The sequence below is a fragment of the Ensifer adhaerens genome (assembly GCF_002940685.1).
In the GTDB taxonomy this organism is placed as follows: Bacteria; Pseudomonadota; Alphaproteobacteria; order Rhizobiales; family Rhizobiaceae; genus Ensifer; species Ensifer adhaerens_E.
Genome location: NZ_PNFP01000013.1, coordinates 110,280 through 134,391 on the forward strand (window position 1 = coordinate 110,280; position 24,112 = coordinate 134,391).

Consider the following 24,112-nt stretch of genomic DNA (forward strand, 5'->3'; position numbering starts at 1 on the left):
CGAAGTGGCCTCATTCGCGCCTTGCCCCGGACGATTTCTATCCACCGAAGGGTGGAAATCGGCGAGGTAAAAGTCCTGTCCACCCACTTTGAGGGCCGTGCGGTCTTCGGGGATCCGGGTTTTGTCGGAACTGACAGGGCGTGTGACGGACGGGCCTGAGGCGGAACCACGGTTCTGCCTCAGGCGAAAACATGCGACCTCGATCGACGGAAGGGGTTCTGACGTCTGCGCGGTGCCCATCGCCGGCCCGATGAGCTGGTCAGCGGTCGAAACTGCAGCCCAACCGCTCCAGCTCCCGGTCAACCCAGGATCGGTCAATGTCGCCGCGCATCGTCGCCGTCATCTGCTTGGCCTCGGCATCGTGTTTGGCGCGGGTCGCCTTGAGGATCGTGTCGACATCGGCTCTTGGAATGCAGACCACACCATCGAAATCCCCGAGAACGAGATCTCCCGGATTGATGACCATGCCGGCTATCGAAATCTGAAAACCGATTTCGCCGGGACCGGTGCGGTAAGGGCCTCGATGCGTCACGCCGATCGCATAAAGCGGCAATTCCTGGGCGCGTATGGCCTCGGCGTCGCGGATCGCACCGTTGAGAACGAAGCCGGCGACCCCGCGCTTTACCGCGTGGGCCAACATCAGCTCGCCCATGAGCGCGTTGGTGGTATCGCCGCCGGCATCGACGACGATGACGTCACCGGGTCTGGCGATGTCGATCGCCTTGTGCAGCATCAGGTTGTCGCCGGGGCAAGTCTTGACCGTGAGCGCCGGGCCGGCCAGCACGCCGCCGCCGTGCATCGGGCGCAACCGGTCTCCGCCGGCGACCAGCCTGGACATGCTGTCGGACACATTGGCGACAGGCAAGGCGCGGAACGCCTCGACATGGGAGGGATCGACACGTTCCATGTCGCTCTTCACTCGGAAACCGATCGGCATCTCTTGTTCTCTCCTCGGAACGGTTAGGCTGGCTGTTTGCGCAGGCCGAGGCTCTGCGGCGTGGCAAGGCTGAAGGCGTCGGGCTCTTCGCCGCCGAGCACGCGGATGATGTGCCGTGCGGCGATCTCTGCCATGGCCTTTGACGAGCCCTTGGTCACGCCGCCGATATGCGGCGTGGCCAGCAGGTCCGGCGCTGCCCATAGCGGGTTGTCTGCGGCCGGTGGCTCTGTGGCGAAGCTGTCGAGGGCGGCACCCGCGATGCGCTTGTCGCGCAAGGCGGAGGCGAGCGCGGCCTCATCGACGAGGCCGCCACGGGCGGTGTTGACGATGAATGACGTCGGCCTCATCAACGAAAGGCGACGCGCGTCGATCAGGTGGCGCGTTTCGGCCGTCAGCGGGCAATGCAGGCTGACGATATCGGCGCGGCGGACAAGATCGTCCACATCGCTGACGGTCTCGACCCTCTCCTCGGCGAGCCCCGCCGCCGCGTGCGGATCGTAGACGATCACGTCCATGCCGAGCGCGCGGGCCATCGCCGCGGTTTCCCGGCCGATCGCGCCATAGCCGACGAGCCCCATCACCGTGCCGGCAATGTCCCGTCCCATGAAGGTCGGCTTCGGCCAGCGACCGTTCTTGACCGCCGCCGTCAGCGGCCCGATCTCCTTGAGCAGGGCGAGCGAAAGAGCGATCGCGTGTTCGGCAACCGCGCGTGCGTTCGATCCCATGGAACGCAGCACCGGCACGCCCCGGTCCGCCGCCGCCTGGATGTCGACATTGTCGACGCCGACACCATGTTTGACGATAACCTTCAGGTTCGGCGAGGCGGCGATCACCGCCTCGCTGATCTGCCCCTGACGAACCATGATTGCATCGATCCCGAGTTCGGCGGCGCGCGCAGCGACGACATCGGAGGCGTCGTAGGGCGGCGAGAAGAAGACATCGCAGTCATGCGCATTGAGCAATTCGACCGCACTTGAAGCGATCGTATTGTGGGTGACGAGAACGCGCCATTTGCGGCGGCGCTCACCCGTGGCGCTGGAAGGGTTTGGCACTGTTTTCTCCAATAGCGTGGGGCAAGGTCAATGTGAGGCGCGCAGCAGCAAGGCGCGGGCGCGGGTGACAATCGGCAGGTCGACAAACTTGCCCTCGAAGACGAAGGCACCGACGCCGTCGGCTGACGCGGCATCCGCCGCATCGATGAGGCGTCGGGCTCGGTCGAGTTCGGCTTCGGACGGCGAAAAGCCGTCGTTCAGCAAGGCAACGACGCTCGGATGGATGCAGGTCGCGCCATCGAAGCCGAAGTCCTTGGCCTCCTTTATCGCGGCGGCGAGCGCCACCTTGTCGGCATAATCTGCGGTGCTGCGCAGCAATCCGAAGGACATGATCCCCGCGGCTTTCGCCGCGTAGTGAATCAGCAGCTTCGGCAGACGCAGAACCTCCGGCGTCGGTTGCGCCGCCATGGATGTGGCGAGATCTTCGCCACCAGCCGAAATCGCGAAAACCCGGGGCCCTGCAGCGATGGACGCGACATTCTGCAATCCGATCGGATCCTCGATCAGCGGCACGAAGCGCATCTGGCTGCGACCGGTCGCCGCTTCGATCGGCTGCAGATGGCGGTCGAGCCTGTGCAGGAGCTCAGGCGAGGAAACCTTGGGCACGTAAAGCGCATCGGCGCCGGCTACGCAGGCCGCCGCCGCATCCGCAAGCATCGCCGCCTCGTCATGCGTGTTGATCCTGACGATGACCATCGCGCCACTCTGGCCGACCATCGGCAGGTTCTGCCCGAGGGCTGCCCTTGCGGATTCCTTCTCGCTGGGCGCGACCGCATCTTCGAGATCGACGATGATCGCGTCGGCGCCACGCTCATGCGCCTTTTCGAGGAACCGCGGCGAACTGCCGGGGACATAGAGGAGCGAGCGCAGCCTCATTCGGTGCGTCCTCCCATGATCAGATCGATCTCGTCGGCCGACAGCCCCGCTTCTGCGAGCACGTCCCGCGTGTTTTCGCCGAGCGACGGCGCCGGTTTGCGCCAGACACCCGGCGTTTCCGACATTCGAGGCAGGATGTTGTGCATCGGCAAGGTACCAAAATCACGATCCTCGACCTCTGTGAAAACCTCGCGCTCGACGAAGTGCGGATCGGAAAAGGCATCGGCGATGTTGTAGACGGGGCCGACTGTCGCCCCCGCCTCCCGCATCACCTCGAGCGCGTCGTCACGGTCGCGCGTCGCGAACCAGGCCCCAACCGCCTCGTCGACCAGCGGCCGGTTGAAAACCCGGTCGGTATTGGTCGCAAAGCGTGGGTCGTCGATCATGTCGGCCCGGCCGATGATCTCGAAGATCCGCTTCGCCACGGCCTGGGTCGAGCCCGACAAGGCGACGAACTTGCCATCCGCGCAGCGATAGACGTTCCGCGGCGACGTCGTGTTCGAACCGCTGCCGACGCGCTCCTTGATCTTGCCGGTCGTCTTGTAGATCGCGGCCTCCGGCCCGAGCACGGAGAACATCGGCTCGAGAAGGGAAAGGTCGATGACCTGACCGCGGGCAATACCCCGCTCGCGGGCCAGAAGCGCCGTACTGACTGCGGAGGCGCCGTAGATGCCGGCGATCATGTCGGCAAGCGCCAGCGGCGGCAGCACCGGCTCGCGATCGGGAAATCCGGTACGCGCGGCAAAGCCGCTCATCGCTTCGACGAGGGTGCCGAAGCCGGGAAGCTCCGCATAGGGACCGGTCTGCCCGAAGCCGGAAATACGCACGATGATCAGGTCGGGATTGCGCGCCAGAAGCTTTTCCGGCGCCAGTCCCATCTCTTCGAGCGTGCCCGGGCGAAAGTTCTCGATGAAGACGTCAACCGTGTCGAGCAGCTTGAACAGCGCGTCCATCGCCGCCGGTTCGCGAAGGTTGAGCATGACCGAACGCTTGTTGCGGCCATAGGTCTTCCAGTAGAGCGAACTTCCCCCGTCGCGCCAGTCGCGCAAGGGGTCGCCGGCCGGCGGCTCGACCTTGATCACGTCGGCACCGAAATCGCCGAGCTGAAGCGACAGCATGTTGCCGGCAACGAGCCGGGACAGGTCGACGACACGGATGCCGTCGAGCGGCCCTTTTGCGCTCGCGTCGAAGCGTTTCGGTTCCCTGGTCATTGAATGATCCGTCCTCATGCGTCAGGCCTGCGGGCGGGACTGCGCGGAAAACAGGGTCGACGCTTCCGGCGGCACGTAGACGAAGACCTGGCTGTCGGCGATCTCCCGGCTTGTCTGTACGCGGAAGGTGCTGCCGGCGCCGACAAGCTCATACTGGTAGACGGACCCGAGATAGGCCCCGCCCTGCACCGTCGCCTGCACCACGTTGTCGCCGGCGCCACCGACGATCTGCAGGCGTTCCGGACGAACCGCAACGACCACGTTTTCACCAGTGCCGCCCGCGCCGACCTTGGCGCGGATGACCGTTCGATCGTCCAGGCGGACGCTTGCGGCTCCATCGCTGCCGCCGACCACGGTCCCGGTAAGGAAGTTCGACGAACCGATGAAGTCGGCAACGAAGGCATCGGCCGGGGTCTCGTAGATCTCCTTCGGGGTGCCGAGCTGCCGGATGCGGCCAGTGTCCATGACCGCGATGCGGTCGGACACCGCAAGCGCCTCGGCCTGATCGTGCGTGACGTAGACGGTCGTTACGCCAAGCCGTTCCTGCAGTTCGCGCAGCCAGACGCGCGCCCGTTCACGCAGCTTGGCATCCAGATTGGAGAGAGGTTCATCGAGAAGCAGGAGGCCCGGGCGATAGACCAGCGCACGCGCAAGGGCGACGCGCTGCTGCTGTCCGCCGGAAAGCTCAAACGGGTAACGCTCCGCAAAGCGCCCCATCTCGACCAGTTCGAGCGCCTCCCTGATCCGCTCGTCCTGCTCGGCGCGCCCGATCTTTCTCAACTTCAGCGGATAGGCGAGGTTCTGGGCGACCGACATGTGCGGCCACAACGCATAGCTCTGGAAAACGAGGCCGATGTTGCGCTGCTCGGGCGGCACGACGGTTCCGCTTCTGCCGTCGAAAAGCACGCGCTCGCCCATCCGGATTGCACCGGAGGTCGCGTGGTTGAGCCCGGAGATCGCAAACAGCGTGGTCGACTTTCCGCAGCCGGACGGTCCGAGCAGCGTCAGGAATTCCCCCTTCGGGATCGTCAACGAGACGTTGCTGACGGCCTTGTAGGAACCGTAGCTGATGGAAAGGTCGTCGAGGATGAGATCAGCCATAGATCTTGGCTCCCAGTAGACGGCGCGCCATGAAGACGAACAAGGCCGTGATGATGACTTGGATGGTGGCCAGCGCGGACACGGGTCCGTTATCGCCCTGGGCGTAGAGCTGGAGCATGGTCGAGCCGATGATCTCGGATCCCGGCTGGTAGAGGAAAACCGCGGTCACATACTCCTTGAAGAAGTGGATGAAGAGCAGCGCGAAACTCGAAAACAGCGCCGGCTTGAGAAGCGGCAGGACGATGCGTGTGACGGTCGTCCACCAGTCCCCGCCGGAGATGCGCGACGCCCGGTCGAGCTCCTCCCCGATCTGCGACAGTGCCGGAGCGATGGCGCCGAAACCGATGGGAATGTAGCGCACGACGAAGGCGGCGATGAGGATCCAGATCGTGCCGCGGATCATGTCGAGGCCGGGAACCCAGATCACCGCATAGAAGAACCCGAGGCCGGCGATGATGCCCGGCAGCGAGCGCGGAAACAGGGCCACATATTCCAGGGCGCGACGGAAGCGGAACTCGGAGCGCTTGGCCACGAGCGCGATCAGAACCACGCAGGCCGTGCCGATGATGCCGCCGAGGAAGGAAATGACCACCGAATTGAGGATGGCCCTGATATAGCCGGGCTGGCTGAAGATCAGCTCGAAGTTGGCGAGGGTCAAGAGCTTCCAGAACGGGACCAGGGGCGTTAGGAAACTGACGCTCGCCCGCATGAAGATGCCGGCGAAGACGGCAACGATGGTAAAGAGCACATAGGCCGCGACCGCCGCAAATGCGACCCAGCGCCATTTTCCGAGATCGACGAGCGACGGACGCGAGGCCTTGCCGCGCACGGTCACGAAGCGGCCGCTGTCCTTCATCAGGCGGCCCTGCAACCAGACCAGCAGGCCGACGATGACGAGCAGCATCACCGCACCCGCGCCGACGATTCCGTAGTCGGATTGCACGGCGGCGTTGATGCCCTGGTCGTAGAGGAAGGTCGTCACCGTATGGATGCCGCTCGGACCGCCGAAGACGAGCGGGATCGCCAGCATCTCGATGCCGATCACGAAGTTCAGGACCGCGGAATAGACCATGGCCGGCCGCATCATCGGAACGGTGATGCTGAGCAGCGCCTTCATCGGACTGGCGCCCGCCGAACGGGCGGCGTCCTCGAGCTGCGCATCGGCCTTGGTAACGGCGCCGATGCACATGAGATAGGCAAGCGGCGCCTGGCTGAGGCCTGCGACGATGCTCATGCCGGTGAGGCTATAGAGGTTCCATGGGCTGAGCCCGGTTCCCGCCTTGACCGCAAGGGTGATGTATCCGGACGGGCCGTACATCGTGAACCAGCCGAAGGCCATGACGAGGTTGCTGACGAAAAGTGGCCAGATCAGGATCTCGCCGATCCACTTGCGACCGGGCAGATTGGTGCGGCCGACGATGACCGCCATGACCGAACCGAACAGCTGCGCCACCACCATCGTGACGACGGCGAAGAAGAGCGTGTTGAGCACGATCCTGCCCATGCCCGCCTCGGTGAAGAGGCGAACGAAGTTGCCGGCGGTCAGCGCGGCTTCGGGCTTGTAGAGCGGCTGGTCCAGAAAGGCCTGGAGGATGATCGGCGCAATCGGCCCGATCACAAGGATCGTGGTCAGGATGCTCACGGTCCAGAAGATTGCGGTCGATCGGTCACGCCCGGCGTGCGCTGGCGACCCTGCTGCGAGTTCGGTCATGGCAATAGTCCTCGAAGGCCGTCCGCATGCGCGAAAGACGGGCGTCAGGCTTCGTATTGTTGCGAAAAGGGGACAGGCCGCCGACCGGTGTCGGTTCGGGACGGCGCTGCCCCGGGGCCGCTAGTTTCCGGCCATCGCAGCCGTCCACTTCGTGGCGAAGCCCGCTGCGTCGTCGATCAGCGCCCGGTCGAAACCGACGGCGATGAGGTTTTCCATGCCGACCTTTTCGGCGATCGCCTGGTAGGTGTAGCGGACCTCGGCTTCATCGACATCCTCGCGATAGGGGGTCAATCCGCCCTTGCCGATCTGTGTCTGGCCGCTGCGGCTGAGCAGGTAGTCGACGAACAGTTTTGCCGAATTCGGATTGGCGGCTTCGCTCGGAATGCCGAGGCCGCGCAGCATGACGGGGGTACCGTCGTCCGGGAAGGCAAAGCCGAGGATCTCGCCGCCGGGCTGTTCCAGGCGCGGAAAAATCGTGATGCCTGAAACCGCGATGCCGACGAGATATTCACCCGTGGCAATCTTCTCGTTCATCGGACCGCCCGACACTTCGCCACGGATCATCGGTCCAATCTGACGCAGTTCCTTCCAGCCTTCGTCACCCTTGACCTGAAGGGTCTTCCACCAGGCCGCAAGGCCGAACGAATTGCGCGCGGCGTCATAGGTGGTGATCTTGCCGTCGAAGCTTGCCTTGTCTGCCGCCGCCGCCTTGACCAGCGACGAGAAGCCCGTCGGGCGCTGGCCCTCGGCAAGCAACGCGGCATTGTAGGTGATGACGAGCGGATCGGCCGACATCACGAAGATGCCGGGATAGGGATTGGCGAAGCCCGGCAGGCGCTCGATTTCCGGGCTCGGATAGTCGAGCATGCGACCCTCGGTGCCGTAGCGTGCCCAGCGGTCATTGGCGCCGGACACCAGGACATCGGCCGTGCGCGCGCCGCTGCCGGCCTCCGCTTCCCAGCGCGTGTGCACCGTGCCGGACCCGAGGTCGAGCGTCTCGACCTTGATCCATGGATAGAGCGCGTTGAAGCCCTTGATGACCGGCTGCCAGTTGTTGTCGGCCATGTTGGAGTAGACGACGAGGCCGGCTTCCTTGCGCGATGCTTCGACGAGCTGCGTGTAGTCGGCCGGATAATAGTCCGGCAACTTCGGCTCCTCGGCATAGGCGCCGGTCGAGAACGCTGCCGATGCCGCGACGAGCCAGCCGGCGAGTTCTCTTTTCAGATAGGTCATTACTTCCTCCCGTGGGTTTTCCCGTTCTTCATCACACGCCGCGAAAGCTCCTCACTTGCGCGGCGCGCGGCCTCGACCGTTGCCTTGGTGACGCGTTCGAGATTGTTGGCGATCCGCTCGCGCGGGCCTGAAATGTTGACGACGGCAAGGATGCGGCCATCCGGATCGACGATCGGCGCGGCCACACCGGCAGCACCCTCGACGCGTCCGTAGAGGTTGGCGACGTGGCCGTCGCTGCGAGCGGCGCTGACGCGCTCGGCGATCGCGTCCGGATCGTCTTCCCTGGCGACGTCGCTGCGCAGATAGGCTTCGATGTCGCCGTCGTTCAGTCCCGAAAGCAGCATGAGACCGCTTGCGACATAGTGCGCCACACGCGGCGCGGCGATGTCGCGGTCATAGCGGATCTCCCGCATCGGCAGGATCTTGTTGAGGTAGCGGACCTGGTGGTCGTCGGTGAGAACGGCGATGAAGCCGGTCTCCTCGATCGCCGCGACCGTCTCACGAAGGATGGGCTCGGCCACCCGCAGGATCGTGCCCCAGCCATTGTTGTCCGCCGACGGCTCGCCCGGCAGGCGGATCAGCAGATAGCGGCCATCGGCCCGCCGGGTGACATAGCCACCATCGACCAGCGTTCTCAGCAGAAGCAGCGTGCTGCTTTTCGGCAGCTCAAGCGCCTGAACGACCTCCGCAAGGGTGGAGGCCTCGCCGCGCGACGCAAGCCACTCGATCAGATCAAGGATTCTTTCCGCGCCGCGGCCGCTCATTCAGATTTCCCCTTGTTCAATATATTGAACATGTGCTATATTGTGAATGGTACGGAGACGGCGCGCCTTTGTCAAGGCGTGCGCTTGCATTCGTGCCTGCGGCGCCAATTGCCCATGAGCGTGATGACGGTCGATTGCCCTGCCTCCGTCGCGGGCCGTCTGGAAGGCCTGCTTGTCGACGAATGGACCGAACTTGTTCCCACGGCCAAGGAAACGGTCGGCATGACCTTTAAATGCTGAGGCCCCGCGGGCCGTGCTGATCGCCTGCCCGCGACGAGATGGCGAACCTGTGCTGGGCGGTGCAACGCATCGTGCCGTCCGCGGCAGGCATGGGGATCGAGGGCGAGCCCTATGCGATGAGCCTTGTGCAGCAACCTCCGCCCGACCTGCCGCTGGCGCTCCGATAATTTCGCCGGGCGCCACGGCGCGCTACCGTCTCGGAACGGACGCGCCGCCAAACTGGCGGCCTTTCCTTCCGGTGCGTATGCCAGGTAGCCAGCGCAGCATTCAGCTGCAGCGGGCGCGGCTACCGCTTTCGCTGCCGCAAGCGCTCGGCGAAATTATCGGAGCGCCGGCGTCGCCCTACTTCATCAATGAGGAGGAAGTGCCTCGCGCCGGCAAAATAGTGACAAGGAGCTTCCAACGAACCCGTTGGCTTGACGGCCGAGTGGTCCTTTGGCTCGGACGGCGCACGATGACGGGCCGAGGCGAAGGCTCGAGTGGACTGGCCTTCGATACGCTGGAAGAGATCCCATCGCGCGAATAGCCGGTGTGGCATCCAGTTCTTGCCATACCGCAGCGACAACAATGTCCAGGGCCGCGCACGACGCCGGGAAAGCAAAGCCGTGGGTTAAAGGGCCTTTGCCTTGCCGACGCCCGTGACGGCTATCCTCGATCGATCTGCGATCGTGCGAATTTCGCGATCGTCGGCATGGGCGAGCGCGGCTTCATTGGCTCCGCACACCGCCAACCGACCCAGCCTCCGGAGCTGCCGCCGACGGCGTCAGTCCAGCACCGCCATGTCAAGCTCTGCTTGGCGGCCGAGGGAGGTCATCCATTCGGTGAACTCCGGGCGGCTCTTGATCTGGCGACCATAGTGGCGGCGGAGTGCGACGGTAAGGTCGCCGCCGCGGCCGAGCTGTTCGTCGGCAAAACCGATCATCTGGGAGTTCGGCCAAGCCTGCGGACGGATGGCCGCAAGACGGGTAAACAGGCTCTCGCCCGACTCGTCAGGGTTGGCCTGCGCCATCAAGGTCAGCATCGCGGCGGTCGAGCGTGACACGCCCATATGGCAATGTACCAGAACGTGGCTCGACGCCTGCTTGTCCGCTCGCGCCAGGAAGTCGGTTCCGAAGCGCAGGATCGCCTCGACATGGTCGGGCCGAGGCATCACCCGGTTCGGGGCCATCGCAATGATGTCATGGAAGCGCAAGGTCGTGCGGCGATGCTCGGCGTAGGTGCCGAAGGCCTCCAGTTCCGGTAGCTCCGGGTCGACGATCGACAGGACATGGGTCACGTTCCGGCTGCTTTGGCCCGGCAGTTCGTCGATCCCGCAAACGGTCAACACTGGAGAAAAAGTCGTTTCCATTTCCATTGTCCTTGCATCCGGTCCATTGGGCCCCTGCCTCGCACTTACGTGCAAGCGGTGCAGAAAATATGTCGAGCATCACGTACATCGGGGCGCGGCCGGTCGGCACGATGAGCGGATGGGTCGAGGCGCGGTAGTCGTTGAGGTTGGTGTTTTCATCGGCGCGTGAGGCGACGACGGAACCGCCGGGAGAGATCGCAACTATACGCGCGCGCGCCTTCTTGGCAATCTCGATATTCGAAACAAGGTAGCTCGTTCGACCTGAGAAGGAGAGCACGAGAAGCACGTCCTCTGCCGTCAGGCGACGAACCGGGACCATCTGCCAGGGGCGGATCGCAATAGGCGACGTTCGCGATTGCGAGCGCGGCAAGGCAACGTTGTGTTTCTCCAGCAAGGATCCCAGAGCCACCATAGCCATAGACGTAGCAGGCGCTGGCTACCGCTGTTCCCGCCTGCAGCGACTGGGCGAAAAGAACCTCCAAAGAACCTCCGATCTGCGATCTGGCCGTGTTATCAACTCCGTCTGGCGAGCTTCACTTCCCGACCGCGGTCGCTGTTTAGAACCAAGCCTTCGGTTGTGAAAAGCACGGTGTAGAGCCAGGGCAAGACCCAAGGCGCGAGGCGCCACGCATCATGCAGGTCGCGATCCGCGGGATGCGCCAGAAACAGATCCCTGTCGCAGGCTTCCAGTTCGACAGCGGCAGCGCCGAATTGCGAAGAGACCCGCATCCGCAAGGTCCCTGCCTGTCGCTCGACGATTGCCGAAAGGCCGGCCTCGTCGCTTTCATAAACGCCCGTAACGTCAACATCGACGGACGCCGCCGCGTCGATCCTGCTGTAGCGTCGGTGTCGATCGAATTTTTTCGTGACGATTTCACCGTTCGACGCGATCGTGAAGCTGAACGGCGGAAGTGCCCCACGCGCGCGAAATTCACCCCGCCCGACTTCCTCGAGTGGCGAAACCCCCATGCTGCCGGCGAGAGCGGGTAGTCCCCCTGCATCCTCCAGGCGGAAGACGAGGCCTTCCTCATGCGAGCGCCAGAACCCGTAGCAGGTCTTGAGCGCATCCACACCTTCCGGCGAGAGCAGGTCGGCTCGCTCCTTTTCGAGAACGATGTCAAGCATGTCGCGCGCGATGGCGAAGGACGAAAAATCGTCGTGATTGGACAGGACGATGAATGCCAGATCCTCGGACGGGACGCGGAAGGCTTCCGATCGCGAGCCGGCGATCCAACCGCCATGGCCGATGAGTTGAAGGTCTCTGTGCATCGTTCTCACGAGGCCAAGGCCATAGGGCGAGGCGATACCATCGATTGTCACGAAGGGACGGCCCATGCGCTCGACCATCTCCACCGTCCCGACTTTCGGTGCTCGAAGGTTGCGCTGCCAAGCAATCATATCGGACAGGGTCGAGACGAGCCCGCCTTCTCCACCGATCGCAATCCCCCAGGCGGACTTCAGCCACTCGCCTTTGGCTCCCCGGCGGTGATGATCCGCAAGACGCGGATAAATCTCGTCGTCGCGCGCCATGAGCCTCGTGTCGTTCATGCCGAGCGGCTCGGTGATGTAGTGTTTCAGCGCTTCGCCGAAGCTCTTGCCAGTCACTTCCTCGATGAGTTCGGACAGGAGCAGGAAGTTCGAGTTGCTGTAGAGAACGTCGGTTGACGGAGCAAAGTTGAGTTTCCTTTGCCGGGCCACGATCGCCCTTGCCGCCGCTCGCGACGACGGCGCCGTAATCGGCATCCCGGCCATGATCATCGCATCCAGGATGTCGCGGATGCCGCTCGTGTTCGACGCCAGATGACCGACCGTCACCCGGTGCCCCCAATCCGGAAGCCAGGGAAAATAGCTGCGAATGTCATCGTCGAGCGACAGCCTGCCCTCCGCTTCCAACATGAGGATCATCATCACCGTGAACTGCTTGCTCTGTGACGCGATGCGCATGACGGAACGGTCGGTCAGGGGGATCTCGTACGCAAGGTTTGCAAGCCCCACTGCGCGCTTGTAGATCAGTTCGCCCTGGTGGAGTACGGCGACCGCGAGGCCGGGTCCTGTAGGAACTGCCGCGGTCGCGACGAGCGCATCGAGACGATCGGCAGCGCCGCGCGAAATAGTGCCATTGAAAAAAGTGGACATCGGATACCCCTGCAACCTGCTGGTCCCCGCGTTTGCAGGAACCAGCAGCAAGCCCTCAATCGTCGAGCGAAACGTTCCAGAAGGATGGCCACGGCGATGGCCAGAAACCCTTCATCAGCGGTGACTTGGCCGAAAGGGCGCTGAAATTTCCGACCTTGATCATCGGCGCCTGCTCCATGATCAGCGACTGCACGTTGCCGAATGCGGCAATGCGCTTGGCCTGATCCGTCGTTCCGGTCAGCGCGGACATGGCGCTCGAGATTTCCGGCGTGTTCCACCAGCCGACCGTATTCGGAGACAGGATGTTTATCAGTGCCGGCTCGGGGAGGAATGGACTATGGGTAATGAAGATGTCCCAGAGCTCGGGGTTCTGGATGCGCTGGGTGAGCGTCGCCCAATCCACCACTTCCATCTTCACGTCGAAGCCGGCAAGTTTGAGATACTCGGCAGCAACAAGCGCAATCTTGTAGTGGAACTCGTATTGCCGGCTGGTGAGGATGCGCAGTGGTACCGGAGTTTCCAGGCCAGCCTCGGAGAGCATTGTCTTGGACGCTTCCGTGTCGGCCAGGTCGTAGTTGCCCTTGACATTTGCGTCCGTGCGCCACGGATACCCGTCCGGATACATATTGCCGTCGACGGCATAGAACTTCTGGTCGCCGAAGGCCGCCGCAAGCATATCGGTTTCGCTGAGCGCTTTCTGGACCGCTTTGCGCACTCTCATATCAGCCAAGACGCCCTGCTTGGCATTCATGCGCATCATCAGCCAGCCGAAGTTCTGGAGGAGAACGGCGTCGGACTTGGAGCCGGAGAGGCGATCCATCTGTTCGACAGGCAGAGAATCCGTGTAGGCGAACTGACCGGCCACAGCGCCTTCCAACCTTGTCGAGGCGTCCGGGGCAGGCACGAAGCGAATTTCGTCGAGGTAGGCATTGCGCGCACCGGCATAACCGGAAGCCTTCTCGGTGCGGGGTTTGTAATTGTCGTAGCGCACGAGCTGGATGTACTGATCCGGCCTGCGCTCCTTGAGCTGATAGGGACCGGTTCCGACCACATCGGCCATCGGATCCGCCTGCTTTTCGCTCGGAAGCATAATTGCAGCGGAATTGTTAAAAGCAAGGAGCGCCGGAAGCGCGGCATAGGGCTCGGCCAGCGTGATGCGCACGGTCAGCGCGTCGATCGCTTCGATCTGTTTGACGTTGGGGGCGATCTGCTTTCCGCGTCCGGCAAGTTTTAGCCAGCGGTTCAATGAGGCAACGACGTCGGCAGCGTCGAAAGCGGTTGCATCATGAAATGCCACGCCCTCACGCAATTTGATCGTGTAGACGGTACCGTCACCGCTGATTTCGGGCAGATCCTGCGCAAGGAGCGGCGCTACGTTCCAGCTTTCATCAAACGTATAGAGCGTCTCAAAGATATGCTGACTGATCATGCCGACAAGATCGGTGGAGGTCACCATCGCGTCGAGGGTAGGCGGCTCACCGACCGTCGCGATGTCGATAACACCTCCCTTTTCCTGCGCGTAAGCGGCGGTTGCGGCCGATAGCATGGTCAGCGCACACATCGTTCCCAACTTCATGATTCCTCATCCTCCCGAATTACTTTATTATGGAATATATTCCACAAGAATGATGAGCCAGACGTTGCGCCCCTGTCAAGATGCTTTGGACACCGAAACGGGTCGCGTTCGTGACCGAGGAAAAATCGAGCCGGCGATCGTCGAGTCCCGAGAGCGGTCGCTGTGAGCTAGGGATTGTCGGCTCTGGGCGAGGGGTGAAGATTCTGAAAGAGGGCCCCGCCGGGAACGGCGGGCAAGGCTCGCCTCAAGGAACGTCCCTTTCGAGCAATTCCGGTACGGCTCCGCTAATATGTCAACCAGCTCAAATGACACCCCGAACGCTTGACGCTCGGTACCTGCCACACGAAACTCTCCTGTCGCAGCACGCCTGGTGCCGTTTTACTCGGCAGCGAGCAGACAGGTTCCAGCCTCCTTGCGAAGTCCGCCGCAGACACCTTGCGATAGCCCATGGCCGGAGGCGGTATTAAGCCCCCCTCACCGCGTTCTCGCGATCCGTACGACGAATGTACTAGCCCTGCCGCCCGAGATGACTACTGCATCGACGTTGAAGGGCGGAGCTTCTCGCTGTATAGTTTCCATCATAGTTTATTTTAATTTTTTCAAACCGTTAGCATACGGAGGGGGGACACCATGCGCCTTCCTGAGATACTTTGGGCGGTTCCATTGTCTGTTCGCCTACAGTCAGGAACGAACCGCATCTTCGCATCGGTCTACGACGCGCTGGATTTTCTGGAACATGAATGGCCGATACGGCACGGACAAGCCTATGAACGAGCCGTCGCGGCGTGCCGGGCTGCGCTGAACTCTTCGGTTCCATCTGCAGTCGCACGCGAGGCCTTCATCGGCGCGTGCCTGGAGGCTGGCATGGCGACATCAGCCGTTGCTGCCCACTACCATGCGCGTTCGGGACCTCATGGCAACAAGCCACTGTCCTGATCGGAAGAACCGCTTCGACCTTAATGCCGCCGGCTGTCGTTCAAAGACGTTCTGTTTTCAAGGACGACGATACCGGCACAGAGAACCAGCGCGATCCTTGAAGCACCGGCCAAAGGTGACGACCGCTCAAGGTATAGCTTCGGTGGTAATCCTTGGCGCGCCTCCTGGGCCACAGGACCGAAGAGCTCTGCCAGGGCTGAATCTCCGTAGTCGAGGTCACGAGTGATGTTCCGGGTCAGGCGCACCGGTGTGACCGATCGGCACTATCCGACCGCCGCCCTGCATGCCGCGCAGAAGAGCTGAGGGGGGCGTTCGTGGTATCGATCGAGAATTAAACCAAATGTTTGCTCTCTTCCCCGAAAATGCGCCCCAAGCTTGCACAAAGCTCCACTCTCGAGTTCATGCCGCCGGACCAGGCCATTGTACAATCTGATATCGGTCGTTCTGAAGAAGCGTCTCGACCTTTCGTTCAAGACGTCGTCAACTTTCCGCGCAAGGATCGTGGAGGCTCCCGGGCTTTGGATGAGCGAGCGGGACGTCGCCAGGCTGCGGCACGATCTGCGCAAGGTCGCGGAGCGGTCGGTTCCCGGCGGGGAACTGGACTATGGCGTCTTTTCCGAGAAGGACGATGCGCTTGCCCGGACGATCGTGACGCTCGTCTACCGGGTTTCCGACGGGGAACCGGTCGCCTTCAACGCTCTGCCCGTCATCCCGCTATCGCTCGCAGGTAAGCCGATCGAGGTTCTTCACCTGGGACTGGTTATGATCGATCCCGAGGTTCGCAATCAGGGCCTCTCTTGGGTGCTCTACGGCCTCACCTGCTTCCTTCTCTTCCTGCGCAATCAGCTTCGCCCGCTCTGGATTTCCAATGTCACGCAGGTGCCGGCCGTCGCCGGCATGGTGGCCGAAACGTTCAGCAAGGTGTTCCCGGCGCCCACGCGTGGCGCACGCCGGTCGCTCCACCAGCAATTGATTGCCACGGCCATCATGTGTTCCCATCGCCACGTCTTCGGTGTCGGGGCCGATGCCGAATTCGACGCCGACCGTTTCGTCATCACCAACGCCTATACGGGTGGTTCCGACAACCTGAAAAAGACCTTCGAGGCGGCACCGAAGCATCGCAAAGCGGAGTACAACGACTTCTGCGCCACCGAACTCGACTATGATCGCGGTGACGACCTGCTTCAGATCGGCCAACTCGACCTCAACGCGGCGCAACGTTACCTTCTGGAAAGCGTGCCGCGCAATGCGCTTGGCCGTCTTGCCGTCGCAAGTTTCGCCATCCTCGTCCAAAGGCTGGCTCTGCCGCTCCTGCATTGGGCCGACAGCCGTCGGCAGTGGGGCATCTTGAGACCTTCGAAGCAATGAGCAGCGCTTTCTCCTATCAGGCCTTCACCACACGCAACATCGGTTTCGTCACCGAGGCGGAGCAACGGCGCCTGCACGAGGCGACCGTCTTTGTCTGCGGAACCGGGGGCATGGGTGGCGCCTGTATCCAGGCGCTGGCGCGGGTCGGCATCGGTCGTCTCATCCTCGCCGATATCGACAGTTTCGAACTGTCGAACCTCAATCGCCAGGTTTTCTGCTTTGCAGATACGATCGGCATGCCCAAGGCAGAAGCGACCCGCGACCTCTGCCTGAAGATCAATCCCGACCTCAACGTGACCGTCTTCGGCCGGGATTGGACCGACCATGTCGAGGCGCTCGTTGGCGAGGCGAGCGTCGTCGTCAACGGAACCGATGATCTCGGCGCCAGCCTCCTGCTCTACCGCGTCTCGCGAGACATCGGCCGGACGGTGGTCGATGCCTATGCGTCGCCCCTGCCCTCGGTCTATGTCACTCGTCCGCAGGATCCGATGCCGGAAGAACGGCTTGGGTACCCAACTGTCGGAACCGCCTGGAACGCGCTGACAGCCGAGCAGCGGACGGATGCCTTCCTGCGCGAAGCGGAGTATGTGATGGTCCACTCGTCGTCGCGTCACCATGTCGATCTTTCGCTCGCCGGCGAAGTGATTGCCGGCACCCGCAGTCGCATGTCCTTCGCGCCGATGGTGATCTCGACCGGCACATTGATGGCCTATGAGGCGATCCACGCCGTGCTGGGCCGGCCACAGTCGGCCGATTGCCGCGGTTGGTTCTTCAACCCGCATGCCGGACGCGTCGAACGCCCACGCAACGCCCTCGTCGCAACATTGTTGCGTCCATTGGTGCGGCGCTACCTGATGCGCCTTGCAGCGCCGGCAGCACCATGAATACGCCCATCGTTGCCGATAGTTTCGTTTCGCTGGCGGCACTTGGCGGCCTGATCGTGCTGATCGGCGTCATCCGCAGTTTGAATGCCACAAGTCCGTTGAACCGCCGCTTCCTGTTCGGATTGCAGGTCCTGGCGGCGTTGATGGCAAGCCGGGTGCTTGCCTGGTGGACGGACCTCTACATCTTCAAGGCCGCAACAATCATAACAGCGGGGCTTGTGCCGCTTGCGACCGTCCTGCTCGCCGAGGGCCTGTTGCGCCGCCACGCGCCAAGGACAACGAAGTGGATTGCGGCCGGTGGCGCCATCACCTTCTTTGCTCTCGCCTTCCTTCCTGCAGCGATCGCCGAGCCCTGGCGTGTCGCGCTGCTGTTCGTCTATCAGCTGGTCACCTTCGCTCTCGCCGGTCACATGACGGTCACGCGCGACCGGGCGAGCCTGTCGAAGGCGGAGAACCAGGCGATCGACCGCATTGCCCTTTCGCTGCTGCTGATCCTGCCTTTGCTCGTCACCGACTTCCGCTCGGTTTACATCGACCAGCCGGTGCGGCTCGGCGGAGTCGCGATCCTGTTCCTGTGCTGGCTGCTGATCAGTCTTGGCCAACGGGCCGTCGGACATCGTGACACCGTGGTCTCCTTCGTCATCCTGCTCTCCGTTGCCCTCCTCGCGGCCATCGTTATCGGCGTCGAAAACAGGCTCGAACCAGCCGCGCTGGTCCGCGCGGGAAGCGTCATCCTCAGTGCCGCCCTGCTCGGCGTGATCTGGAAGGACAGCATCAGCCTGCGCATGGAGCAGCGGCGACAGAGCCTGATTAGGCATCTGGCCGAGGACAGCATCGACGACACGCTCGGCTTCCTCAAGGAATTGCAGAAACATCCACTGGTGGACGGCGCACTTCTGATTGGCGAAGATGAGCTTTCCGAGCTCGACCTGCCGGTGATCAAGGCGCTCTTTGCCGCCCGCCCGCTGCTGCGGGCTTCCGAAGTCGATAGCCTTTCGCAAGCGGACGCCGAGCAACTCGCCTGGCTGCTCGAAAAATACGAGGCGACCCATGTCATGCTGGTGTCGAACCACCCGTTTCGGCTGACCGCCCTCAACATGCCCTCGGTCTCCGCCACACCGGGCGCCGAGATCGAGCTTAAGGTGGTGCAGCGCATGGCCGTGCTGATCTCCGAGAGGACCCCACGCCATGATTGAGATCCGTGAAGGGAATATCGACGCCTTCTTCGCCGCGCCCTTTCAGATCTATGGTCCGCGCTCGCCCTACGTTTCGCCGATGTTCAGCGATCTCAAGCGCTTCCTGTCCGCTGGCAAGAACCCTCTCTTCGATACGGCGGAGGACTTCGCCACCTTTACCGCCCATCGGGGCGGGGCTGTGTGCGGGCGCATAACGGCCCACCTGCACCGCGCATCAAACGCGCAGTTTGGTCTCGATCGCGGTTACTTCGGCTATTTCGACTGCGCCGACGACGAGCGTGTCGCAGCCGCCCTTTTGGAGCGGGCCGAAGCTTGGGTGCGCGCGAAAGGCTTGCGGGAGATCCTTGGAAACTTCAACCTGACGGCCATGCAGCAAGTCGGCGTGATGACCGGAGGCTTCGAGCATGCGCCCTATACCGATCAGATCTGGGGACCGCCCTACCTGCCCCGCCTCCTGGAAAGCCGGGGTTACGCGGCCTCTTTCCCGATGACAACGTTCGAAATCGACGTCCGTACCGTGGCTATCGATGGCCTGCTCGCCAGTGCGCAGATGCGCGCGCTTTTCGACGACGGCTTTCGTTTTTCACCGATCCGGCGATCGACGCTCGAACGGAGGCTGGAGGATTCCCGGCTGATCCTCAATGAGAGCTTTGCGGACAATCCGATGTTCGTGCCCGTCAGCCGTGCGGAGTTTGATTTTCAAGCCAAGGAGATGAAGTGGATCATGGATCCCCGCATTTCGGCGGTGGCGGAACGGGGTGGCAGGCCAGCCGGCACCGTGATCGCCATACCCGACGTCAATCCGATGCTGAAGGCGATGGGCTCGCGGCTCGGGTTGAGTGCACCCTGGCATCTGCTCAAGCACCGCCTGCAGCGGCGACGCGCCGTCATCATATTCCAGGGCGTCAAACCGGAACACCAGGGACGCGGTCTCAATCCACTGCTCCTTGCCCATGTGCTCGGCGAGATGCGCCGCGCGGGCTACGAGACTGCCGGCGGCACCTGGATCGCCGACGTCAACGCGGCAAGCCTGAGGCAGGCGGAGAAGGCGGGCGCCAAGCCGCTCCATCGCCTGCATCTCTTCGGAAAGACATTATGAGCCGCATCGACGCCGCCACGCTCACCGATCTGGCGGCGGAGGCCAATCTCGCCCCCTCCGTCCACAATACCCAGCCGGCACGCTGGATGCTGGACAAGGACGGATGCATTCTCCTTGCCGCCGACCTCTCACGGCACCTTAGCATCGGCGATCCGACCGGTCGCGACATGGGGCTTTCCTGCGGAGCAGCGCTCGAGGGCATGGTGATGGCGCTTGCCGCCCGCCGGATCGGTGTGGCGATCGATGATCTCTGGGCGGACGATGCACGCGATTGGCGGCCCGGCTACCGATTGGCCGCGCGGCTGACCCCTGTCGGCGATGCAGAGCCGTCCGAGCTTGCCCTTTGGACCACCGGGCGCTTCACCTGGCGTGCTCCGTTCTTGCCAGCAGCGCCCGACGAGATTGCGCGGCTTGAGCACTGGGTGGCCGAGACGGACGATGCAACCTGCGCCCGCAGCCATGCGGATCTGGCCTTTATCGCCGCACTGAACGACGGCGCAAGTCTGACCGTCTTGCGCGCACGCGCCTTCCGCGATGAACTCGTCGCGTGGATGCGGCTTTCGCGCAGCCACCCGGACTATGCCTTTGACGGGCTCAACCTTGCTGCCCTGCGGATGGGGAGGGTCGAAGGAGCGTTGGCCGGACATTTGCTCGCCTCACCGCTTTTCGACTTTGCCGACCGGCTGGGCCTCGGCAAAGCGCTCGTGGCGGAAGCTGGAAAGACGACGACTGCGGCAGCCTGCCTCCTGTTCCATCGGCCTGAGAGTGAGAGCCCGATCGTTTCGGGGCGGGCCTTCTATCGTTTCTGGCTGGGCTTCACGCGCTTCGGTTTCGCCGGCTGGCCGATGGCAGTCCTTGCCGACGTGCCAGCCGCCGCGGACGCATTGCAGCAGCGTTTCCCATTGCCGCCCGGCCACCGGTTGATCAATGTTCTGCGCGTCGGGCCGGCGCCCTCTGTCGTTCCGAAATTTCGCCTGCCGGCAGATGATCTCGTGCTCGCCGAAGAGCCGGCCTGAGGCCGGCTCTCCTTTCGGGTCTCAGGCAGCAGCTTCAGTCCCTGCGACCTCGGCGAGAAGCCTCTGGGCGCTGACGAAATCCACCTTGCCGGTCCCGAGCACCGGTACGGCACCTACCCTCACCTCCGAGGGAACCATCATGTCCATGGCGCCCTTGTCTTTGGCGAAGCGGAGGAAGGCGGCGCGTGTCGCACCCGGAGCGTCGGTGAGCATGACCAGGCGTTCACCCTTCTTGGCATCGGGCAGCGACACCACAACAGTCAATTGACCCGGCCACATCTCGCCCGCCAGCGCCTCCACGGCGCCAAGCGAAACCATCTCGCCGCCGATCTTGGCGAAACGTTTGGCCCGGCCGCGGATGACGATGAACCCCTCTTCGTCGACGGTGACGATGTCGCCGGTGTCGTGCCAGCCGTCGGGCGTCGGTTCGATCACCCCGGGCGCTTCGACGCGAAGATATCCGGCCATCACGTTGGCGCCGCGGATGAAGAGCCGTCCGCCCTCGGTGACACCCGGCACGGCATCGAGCCTGTATTCCATGCCCGGCATGATCTTGCCGACGCTGCCCGCCTTGTTGAACATGGGCGTGTTGAGCGCGATCACCGGTGCCGCCTCGGTCACGCCGTAGCCTTCGAGGATGCGGACGCCGAATTTTTCCATGTAGAGCGCGCGCGTGGCGGCCCTGACCGGCTCGGCGCCGGCGAAGCAGTAGCGGATCGAGCGGAAGTCATAGGGATGGGCAGTTCGTGCATAGCCGTTCAGGAAGGTGTCGGTCCCGAAGATGATCGTCGCGTTCGAGGCGTAGATCAATTCGGGGATAATCCGGTAGTGCAGCGGCGACGGATAAAAGTAGACCGGCACGCCGGAGATGAGCGGCAGGACCGTTCCGGCCGTGAGCCCGAAGGAATGGAACACGGGCAGGATGTTGAACACCTTGTCGCCAGAGTGAAAATCGATGCGAGACGCGGCCTGGGCTGCGTTGGCGAGGATGTTGCGGTGGGTCAGCACCACGCCCTTCGGCGTTCCCTCGGATCCCGAAGTGTAGAGGATAACCGCCGGCTCCTCGGCCGTGCGCCGGACAAGCGGCCGCCCCTTGTGCAGAAGGCCGCGCAGCTTGTCGGCAAGGCCGATCGTCTGGCGCAGATCATCGAGCCAGACGATCTCCACCGTCTTCGACAGTTCCTCGACGACCGGGCCGAGTTTCGCCTGGGCAACGAAGGCGCGTGACGTCAGTACGTGACGGACCTCCGCGGCCTTACAAGCCGAAAGGATGTTGGCCGCGCCCGCGGTGAAGTTGAGCATGGCCGGCACCTTGCCGGCGGACATCACGCCGAGGATGGTTGCAACTGCACCATTGGCATTGGGCAGGAGAACGCCAAGCGCCTGTTCGTTCGGGAAAAACAACTTGAACTTTGCGCCCAGCACGGCCGCACCCGTCAAAAGCTTTCCATAGGACAGGGAACCGGTGACCGGGTCCTGCACCGCGAGCCGGTTGAAGCCACGCTCCCTGGCCGTCTTGATCACCCTTTCGAGCACGGTGGTGTCGGTATCCGTGGTGCGGAACATCAGCATCGACATGACCTGATAAAGTGCTGCGCCCGCAGCCATCCGGCGCTTTCGGCCCTTCAACTCCTGCGGTACGCAGAGGCGCACCGGCTCCAGAATGGTGACCTTCACCTTCGGAAACAGGCGGCGGCGAACATGCAGGGAGCTGAGACGGGAAAAGTAGCTCTTCTCCAACCCGTCGATGCGCACGGGCACGACCATGGAGCCGGTCTTGTCGGCCACCATCGCGGCGCCGTCATAGACCTTCATCAGCGCGCCGGTCACCGTGATGCGGCCCTCGGGGAAGATCACCAACGGCTCACCATTGTTGACCGTCTTGATGAGCGTGCGCGTCGCCATCGGCTTCGAGGGATCCAGAGGCAGGAAGTTGCACATCTTCAGGAACGGCTTGACCCACCAGGCCTTCGCGATCGTGTAGTCGACCGCGAAGGTCGGCTCCTCTTCGGTCAGCGCCAGCGCCAGAGCACCATCGAGGAAGGACACATGGTTGAGCGCAATGATCGGTGCGCGACCCGCCTTTTTCAGGTTGTCGAGGCCTTCCACCTCCAGCCGCAGGAAGGCACGGAAGAGGATCGAGACGAAATCACGGAATGCGTTGGTCGGCAGCGTGCGCAGCATGACAAAGGCCGCCACGGCATTGGCGAATGCGAGGCCGGCGAAAAGCGCCGGTGTCGATACACCGGAGGTCTGCAGCACGGCGACAAGGCCACCGCCGGCGGTGATGAAGGCCGCGGACAGCACGTTCGATGCACCGATGACGCGCGAACGCTGGTCCTCTTGCGCCCAGGCCTGAAGGGCAGCGAGCGTGGGGACGGCCAGGAAGGCGCCAGCAATCGCCATGCCGGCAAGATCGATGGCGATCCGCACCCTATAGGAACCGGCAAAGAAGGCGGAGAGCGTTTCAGTCGGTACAACCGCGCCGGCATGCCAGACGCACCAGGCGAGATCGAGGCCGAACAGCGCCATGATCAGGGCTCCGACGGGTGCCGGCAAGAGCACGATACGTCCAGCCAACATCCAGGCGGCGATCGCCGAGCCGAGGCCGACCGCGACCGCAAAGACGGCGAGATAGGCAGTGATCGCAGTCTCGTCGCCGCCGAGATCGTTCTTCACCATGGGCGGCAGCAGCGACAGCACGATGGCGCCCGCCAGCCAGAACCACGCGGCCATCAGCGCCGTGCGCCAAAGCCGCCTGTCGCCGTGAAGCGAAGCAACGAGGCGGGCGGTGGAACGCAGGACGTTGCGATCGACGACCAAGTCCGGCGCCTTGGCGCCAAGACGCGGAATGTAGCGGCTCGAAAGCCAGCAGGCGAGCGCTAGGCCGAGCATCATGGGACCAAACAGCCAGGGATTGACGCCATCGGCTGCGGCAAGACCTGCGATGACAGTGCCGCTGAGGATGGCGATAAACGTCGCCCCCTCGATCCAGGCGTTGGCGCGCGGCAGTTCCTTGCGCTCCAGGTGGTCGGGCAGGATGCCGTATTTGACGGGCCCGAAGAGCGCAGAGATGGCACCGAACAGGAAGAGTGCAACCAGCAGCACAGCGATGGAGGAGAATACGATACCGAAAACCGCAACGCCCGCGGCAGCAAGCTCCCAGCGCTTCAGTCTCTCGGCAACGATCGCCTTGTCGAACTTGTCGGCAAGCTCACCGCCAAGGGCGGAAAAGAAGAGGAACGGCGCCATGAAGACGGCGCCGGCCAGGGTGACCAGCGAGCCCGCATCCTCGGCCGCCATGGTGGCGAGGATGAGGAAGACGAGCGTGTTCTTGAGGAAATTGTCGTTGAACGCCGACAGAAACTGCGTCCAGAAGAGCGGCGCAAAGCGCCGCGACGTCATGAGATTGTTTTTCACGGAACGTC

Annotated in this window: 19 protein-coding genes; 7 read left to right on the forward strand and 12 right to left on the reverse strand. The window is 63.2% G+C overall.

Annotated features, from left to right (window positions below):
* Positions 1-259: 259 nt before the first annotated feature.
* From C1A35_RS24030 to C1A35_RS24065, 8 genes are all read right to left on the reverse strand, one after another.
* Positions 260-937 (reverse strand): RraA family protein, encoded by a 678-nt coding sequence (locus C1A35_RS24030; RefSeq protein ID WP_104666788.1) that lies wholly within the window; start codon positions 935-937, stop codon positions 260-262.
* A 23-nt stretch (positions 938-960) separates the two neighbouring features.
* Complete coding sequence (locus tag C1A35_RS24035) at positions 961-1,989, reverse strand: hydroxyacid dehydrogenase (protein ID WP_104666789.1); 1,029 nt, start codon at positions 1,987-1,989, stop codon at positions 961-963.
* Positions 1,990-2,016: 27 nt separating this feature from the next.
* Complete coding sequence (locus C1A35_RS24040; protein ID WP_104666790.1) at positions 2,017-2,865, reverse strand: HpcH/HpaI aldolase/citrate lyase family protein; 849 nt, start codon at positions 2,863-2,865, stop codon at positions 2,017-2,019.
* Positions 2,862-4,076: a CaiB/BaiF CoA transferase family protein gene (locus C1A35_RS24045; protein WP_104666791.1), complete on the reverse strand. Its 1,215-nt coding sequence runs from the start codon at positions 4,074-4,076 to the stop codon at positions 2,862-2,864. Before C1A35_RS24045 ends, C1A35_RS24040 begins: the two co-directional genes overlap by 4 nt.
* 21 nt (positions 4,077-4,097) lie before the next feature.
* Positions 4,098-5,177 carry an ABC transporter ATP-binding protein gene (locus C1A35_RS24050; RefSeq protein ID WP_104666792.1) on the reverse strand — a complete coding sequence of 360 codons (1,080 nt, stop codon included), beginning with the start codon at positions 5,175-5,177 and terminating at the stop codon, positions 4,098-4,100.
* Positions 5,170-6,888: an ABC transporter permease gene (locus tag C1A35_RS24055; RefSeq protein WP_104666793.1), complete on the reverse strand. Its 1,719-nt coding sequence runs from the start codon at positions 6,886-6,888 to the stop codon at positions 5,170-5,172. The genes C1A35_RS24050 and C1A35_RS24055 overlap by 8 nt, the downstream gene beginning before the upstream one ends.
* Before the next feature lie 120 nt (positions 6,889-7,008).
* The gene (locus C1A35_RS24060) at positions 7,009-8,121 is read right to left on the reverse strand and encodes an ABC transporter substrate-binding protein (RefSeq protein WP_104666794.1); all 1,113 of its coding nucleotides are present in this window, start codon (positions 8,119-8,121) and stop codon (positions 7,009-7,011) included.
* Positions 8,121-8,885, reverse strand: a complete 765-nt coding sequence (locus C1A35_RS24065; RefSeq protein WP_104666795.1) for an IclR family transcriptional regulator — start codon at positions 8,883-8,885, stop codon at positions 8,121-8,123. The genes C1A35_RS24060 and C1A35_RS24065 overlap by 1 nt, the downstream gene beginning before the upstream one ends.
* Positions 8,886-8,999: 114 nt before the next feature.
* Here C1A35_RS24065 and C1A35_RS37115 point away from each other — a divergent pair, with 114 nt between their 5' ends.
* Entirely contained in the window at positions 9,000-9,125 is a 126-nt protein-coding gene (locus C1A35_RS37115; protein WP_272939267.1) for a hypothetical protein, read from the forward strand.
* A gap of 763 nt (positions 9,126-9,888) precedes the next feature.
* Here the strand turns inward: C1A35_RS37115 and C1A35_RS24070 are convergent.
* From C1A35_RS24070 to C1A35_RS24080, 3 genes are all read right to left on the reverse strand, one after another.
* On the reverse strand, positions 9,889-10,473 hold the full coding sequence (locus C1A35_RS24070; RefSeq protein WP_104666796.1) for a tyrosine phosphatase family protein: 585 nt from the start codon (positions 10,471-10,473) through the stop codon (positions 9,889-9,891).
* Between the two features lie 513 nt (positions 10,474-10,986).
* Positions 10,987-12,609 carry a serine hydrolase domain-containing protein gene (locus C1A35_RS24075; protein WP_104666797.1) on the reverse strand — a complete coding sequence of 541 codons (1,623 nt, stop codon included), beginning with the start codon at positions 12,607-12,609 and terminating at the stop codon, positions 10,987-10,989.
* 55 nt (positions 12,610-12,664) lie between these two features.
* A complete protein-coding gene (locus C1A35_RS24080) occupies positions 12,665-14,185 on the reverse strand; it encodes an ABC transporter substrate-binding protein (protein ID WP_104666798.1) in 1,521 nt (506 codons plus the stop codon).
* 630 nt (positions 14,186-14,815) lie between these two features.
* Here C1A35_RS24080 and C1A35_RS24085 point away from each other — a divergent pair.
* The 6 genes from C1A35_RS24085 to C1A35_RS24110 all read left to right on the forward strand — a co-directional run bounded on the left by C1A35_RS24085 (position 14,816) and on the right by C1A35_RS24110 (position 20,684).
* Positions 14,816-15,121 (forward strand): DUF982 domain-containing protein, encoded by a 306-nt coding sequence (locus tag C1A35_RS24085; RefSeq protein WP_104666799.1) that lies wholly within the window; start codon positions 14,816-14,818, stop codon positions 15,119-15,121.
* 420 nt (positions 15,122-15,541) lie between these two features.
* Positions 15,542-16,489 (forward strand): hypothetical protein, encoded by a 948-nt coding sequence (locus C1A35_RS24090; protein WP_104666800.1) that lies wholly within the window; start codon positions 15,542-15,544, stop codon positions 16,487-16,489.
* Positions 16,486-17,373 (forward strand): HesA/MoeB/ThiF family protein, encoded by an 888-nt coding sequence (locus C1A35_RS24095; RefSeq protein ID WP_104666801.1) that lies wholly within the window; start codon positions 16,486-16,488, stop codon positions 17,371-17,373. Before C1A35_RS24090 ends, C1A35_RS24095 begins: the two co-directional genes overlap by 4 nt.
* Entirely contained in the window at positions 17,370-18,569 is a 1,200-nt protein-coding gene (locus C1A35_RS24100; protein ID WP_104666802.1) for a hypothetical protein, read from the forward strand. Before C1A35_RS24095 ends, C1A35_RS24100 begins: the two co-directional genes overlap by 4 nt.
* The gene (locus C1A35_RS24105) at positions 18,562-19,668 is read left to right on the forward strand and encodes a GNAT family N-acetyltransferase (RefSeq protein ID WP_104666803.1); all 1,107 of its coding nucleotides are present in this window, start codon (positions 18,562-18,564) and stop codon (positions 19,666-19,668) included. The genes C1A35_RS24100 and C1A35_RS24105 overlap by 8 nt, the downstream gene beginning before the upstream one ends.
* The gene (locus C1A35_RS24110; protein ID WP_104666804.1) at positions 19,665-20,684 is read left to right on the forward strand and encodes a hypothetical protein; all 1,020 of its coding nucleotides are present in this window, start codon (positions 19,665-19,667) and stop codon (positions 20,682-20,684) included. The genes C1A35_RS24105 and C1A35_RS24110 overlap by 4 nt, the downstream gene beginning before the upstream one ends.
* Before the next feature lie 21 nt (positions 20,685-20,705).
* On the opposite strand, the gene C1A35_RS24115 is transcribed toward C1A35_RS24110, so the two are convergent.
* On the reverse strand, positions 20,706-24,104 hold the full coding sequence (locus C1A35_RS24115; RefSeq protein WP_104666805.1) for an acyl-[ACP]--phospholipid O-acyltransferase: 3,399 nt from the start codon (positions 24,102-24,104) through the stop codon (positions 20,706-20,708).
* Between the last annotated feature and the right edge of the window lie 8 nt (positions 24,105-24,112).

Coding starts and splice junctions, on each gene's coding strand:
- C1A35_RS24065 (WP_104666795.1), bottom strand. CDS start 8,885: ATGAGCGGCCGCGGCGCGGAAAGAATCCTTGATCTGATCGAGTGGCTT.
- C1A35_RS24040 (WP_104666790.1), bottom strand. CDS start 2,865: ATGAGGCTGCGCTCGCTCCTCTATGTCCCCGGCAGTTCGCCGCGGTTC.
- C1A35_RS24105 (WP_104666803.1), top strand. CDS start 18,562: ATGATTGAGATCCGTGAAGGGAATATCGACGCCTTCTTCGCCGCGCCC.
- C1A35_RS24085 (WP_104666799.1), top strand. CDS start 14,816: ATGCGCCTTCCTGAGATACTTTGGGCGGTTCCATTGTCTGTTCGCCTA.
- C1A35_RS24050 (WP_104666792.1), bottom strand. CDS start 5,177: ATGGCTGATCTCATCCTCGACGACCTTTCCATCAGCTACGGTTCCTAC.
- C1A35_RS24080 (WP_104666798.1), bottom strand. CDS start 14,185: ATGAAGTTGGGAACGATGTGTGCGCTGACCATGCTATCGGCCGCAACC.
- C1A35_RS24095 (WP_104666801.1), top strand. CDS start 16,486: ATGAGCAGCGCTTTCTCCTATCAGGCCTTCACCACACGCAACATCGGT.
- C1A35_RS24100 (WP_104666802.1), top strand. CDS start 17,370: ATGAATACGCCCATCGTTGCCGATAGTTTCGTTTCGCTGGCGGCACTT.
- C1A35_RS37115 (WP_272939267.1), top strand. CDS start 9,000: ATGAGCGTGATGACGGTCGATTGCCCTGCCTCCGTCGCGGGCCGTCTG.
- C1A35_RS24055 (WP_104666793.1), bottom strand. CDS start 6,888: ATGACCGAACTCGCAGCAGGGTCGCCAGCGCACGCCGGGCGTGACCGA.
- C1A35_RS24075 (WP_104666797.1), bottom strand. CDS start 12,609: ATGTCCACTTTTTTCAATGGCACTATTTCGCGCGGCGCTGCCGATCGT.
- C1A35_RS24060 (WP_104666794.1), bottom strand. CDS start 8,121: ATGACCTATCTGAAAAGAGAACTCGCCGGCTGGCTCGTCGCGGCATCG.
- C1A35_RS24045 (WP_104666791.1), bottom strand. CDS start 4,076: ATGACCAGGGAACCGAAACGCTTCGACGCGAGCGCAAAAGGGCCGCTC.
- C1A35_RS24110 (WP_104666804.1), top strand. CDS start 19,665: ATGAGCCGCATCGACGCCGCCACGCTCACCGATCTGGCGGCGGAGGCC.
- C1A35_RS24030 (WP_104666788.1), bottom strand. CDS start 937: ATGCCGATCGGTTTCCGAGTGAAGAGCGACATGGAACGTGTCGATCCC.
- C1A35_RS24070 (WP_104666796.1), bottom strand. CDS start 10,473: ATGGAAACGACTTTTTCTCCAGTGTTGACCGTTTGCGGGATCGACGAA.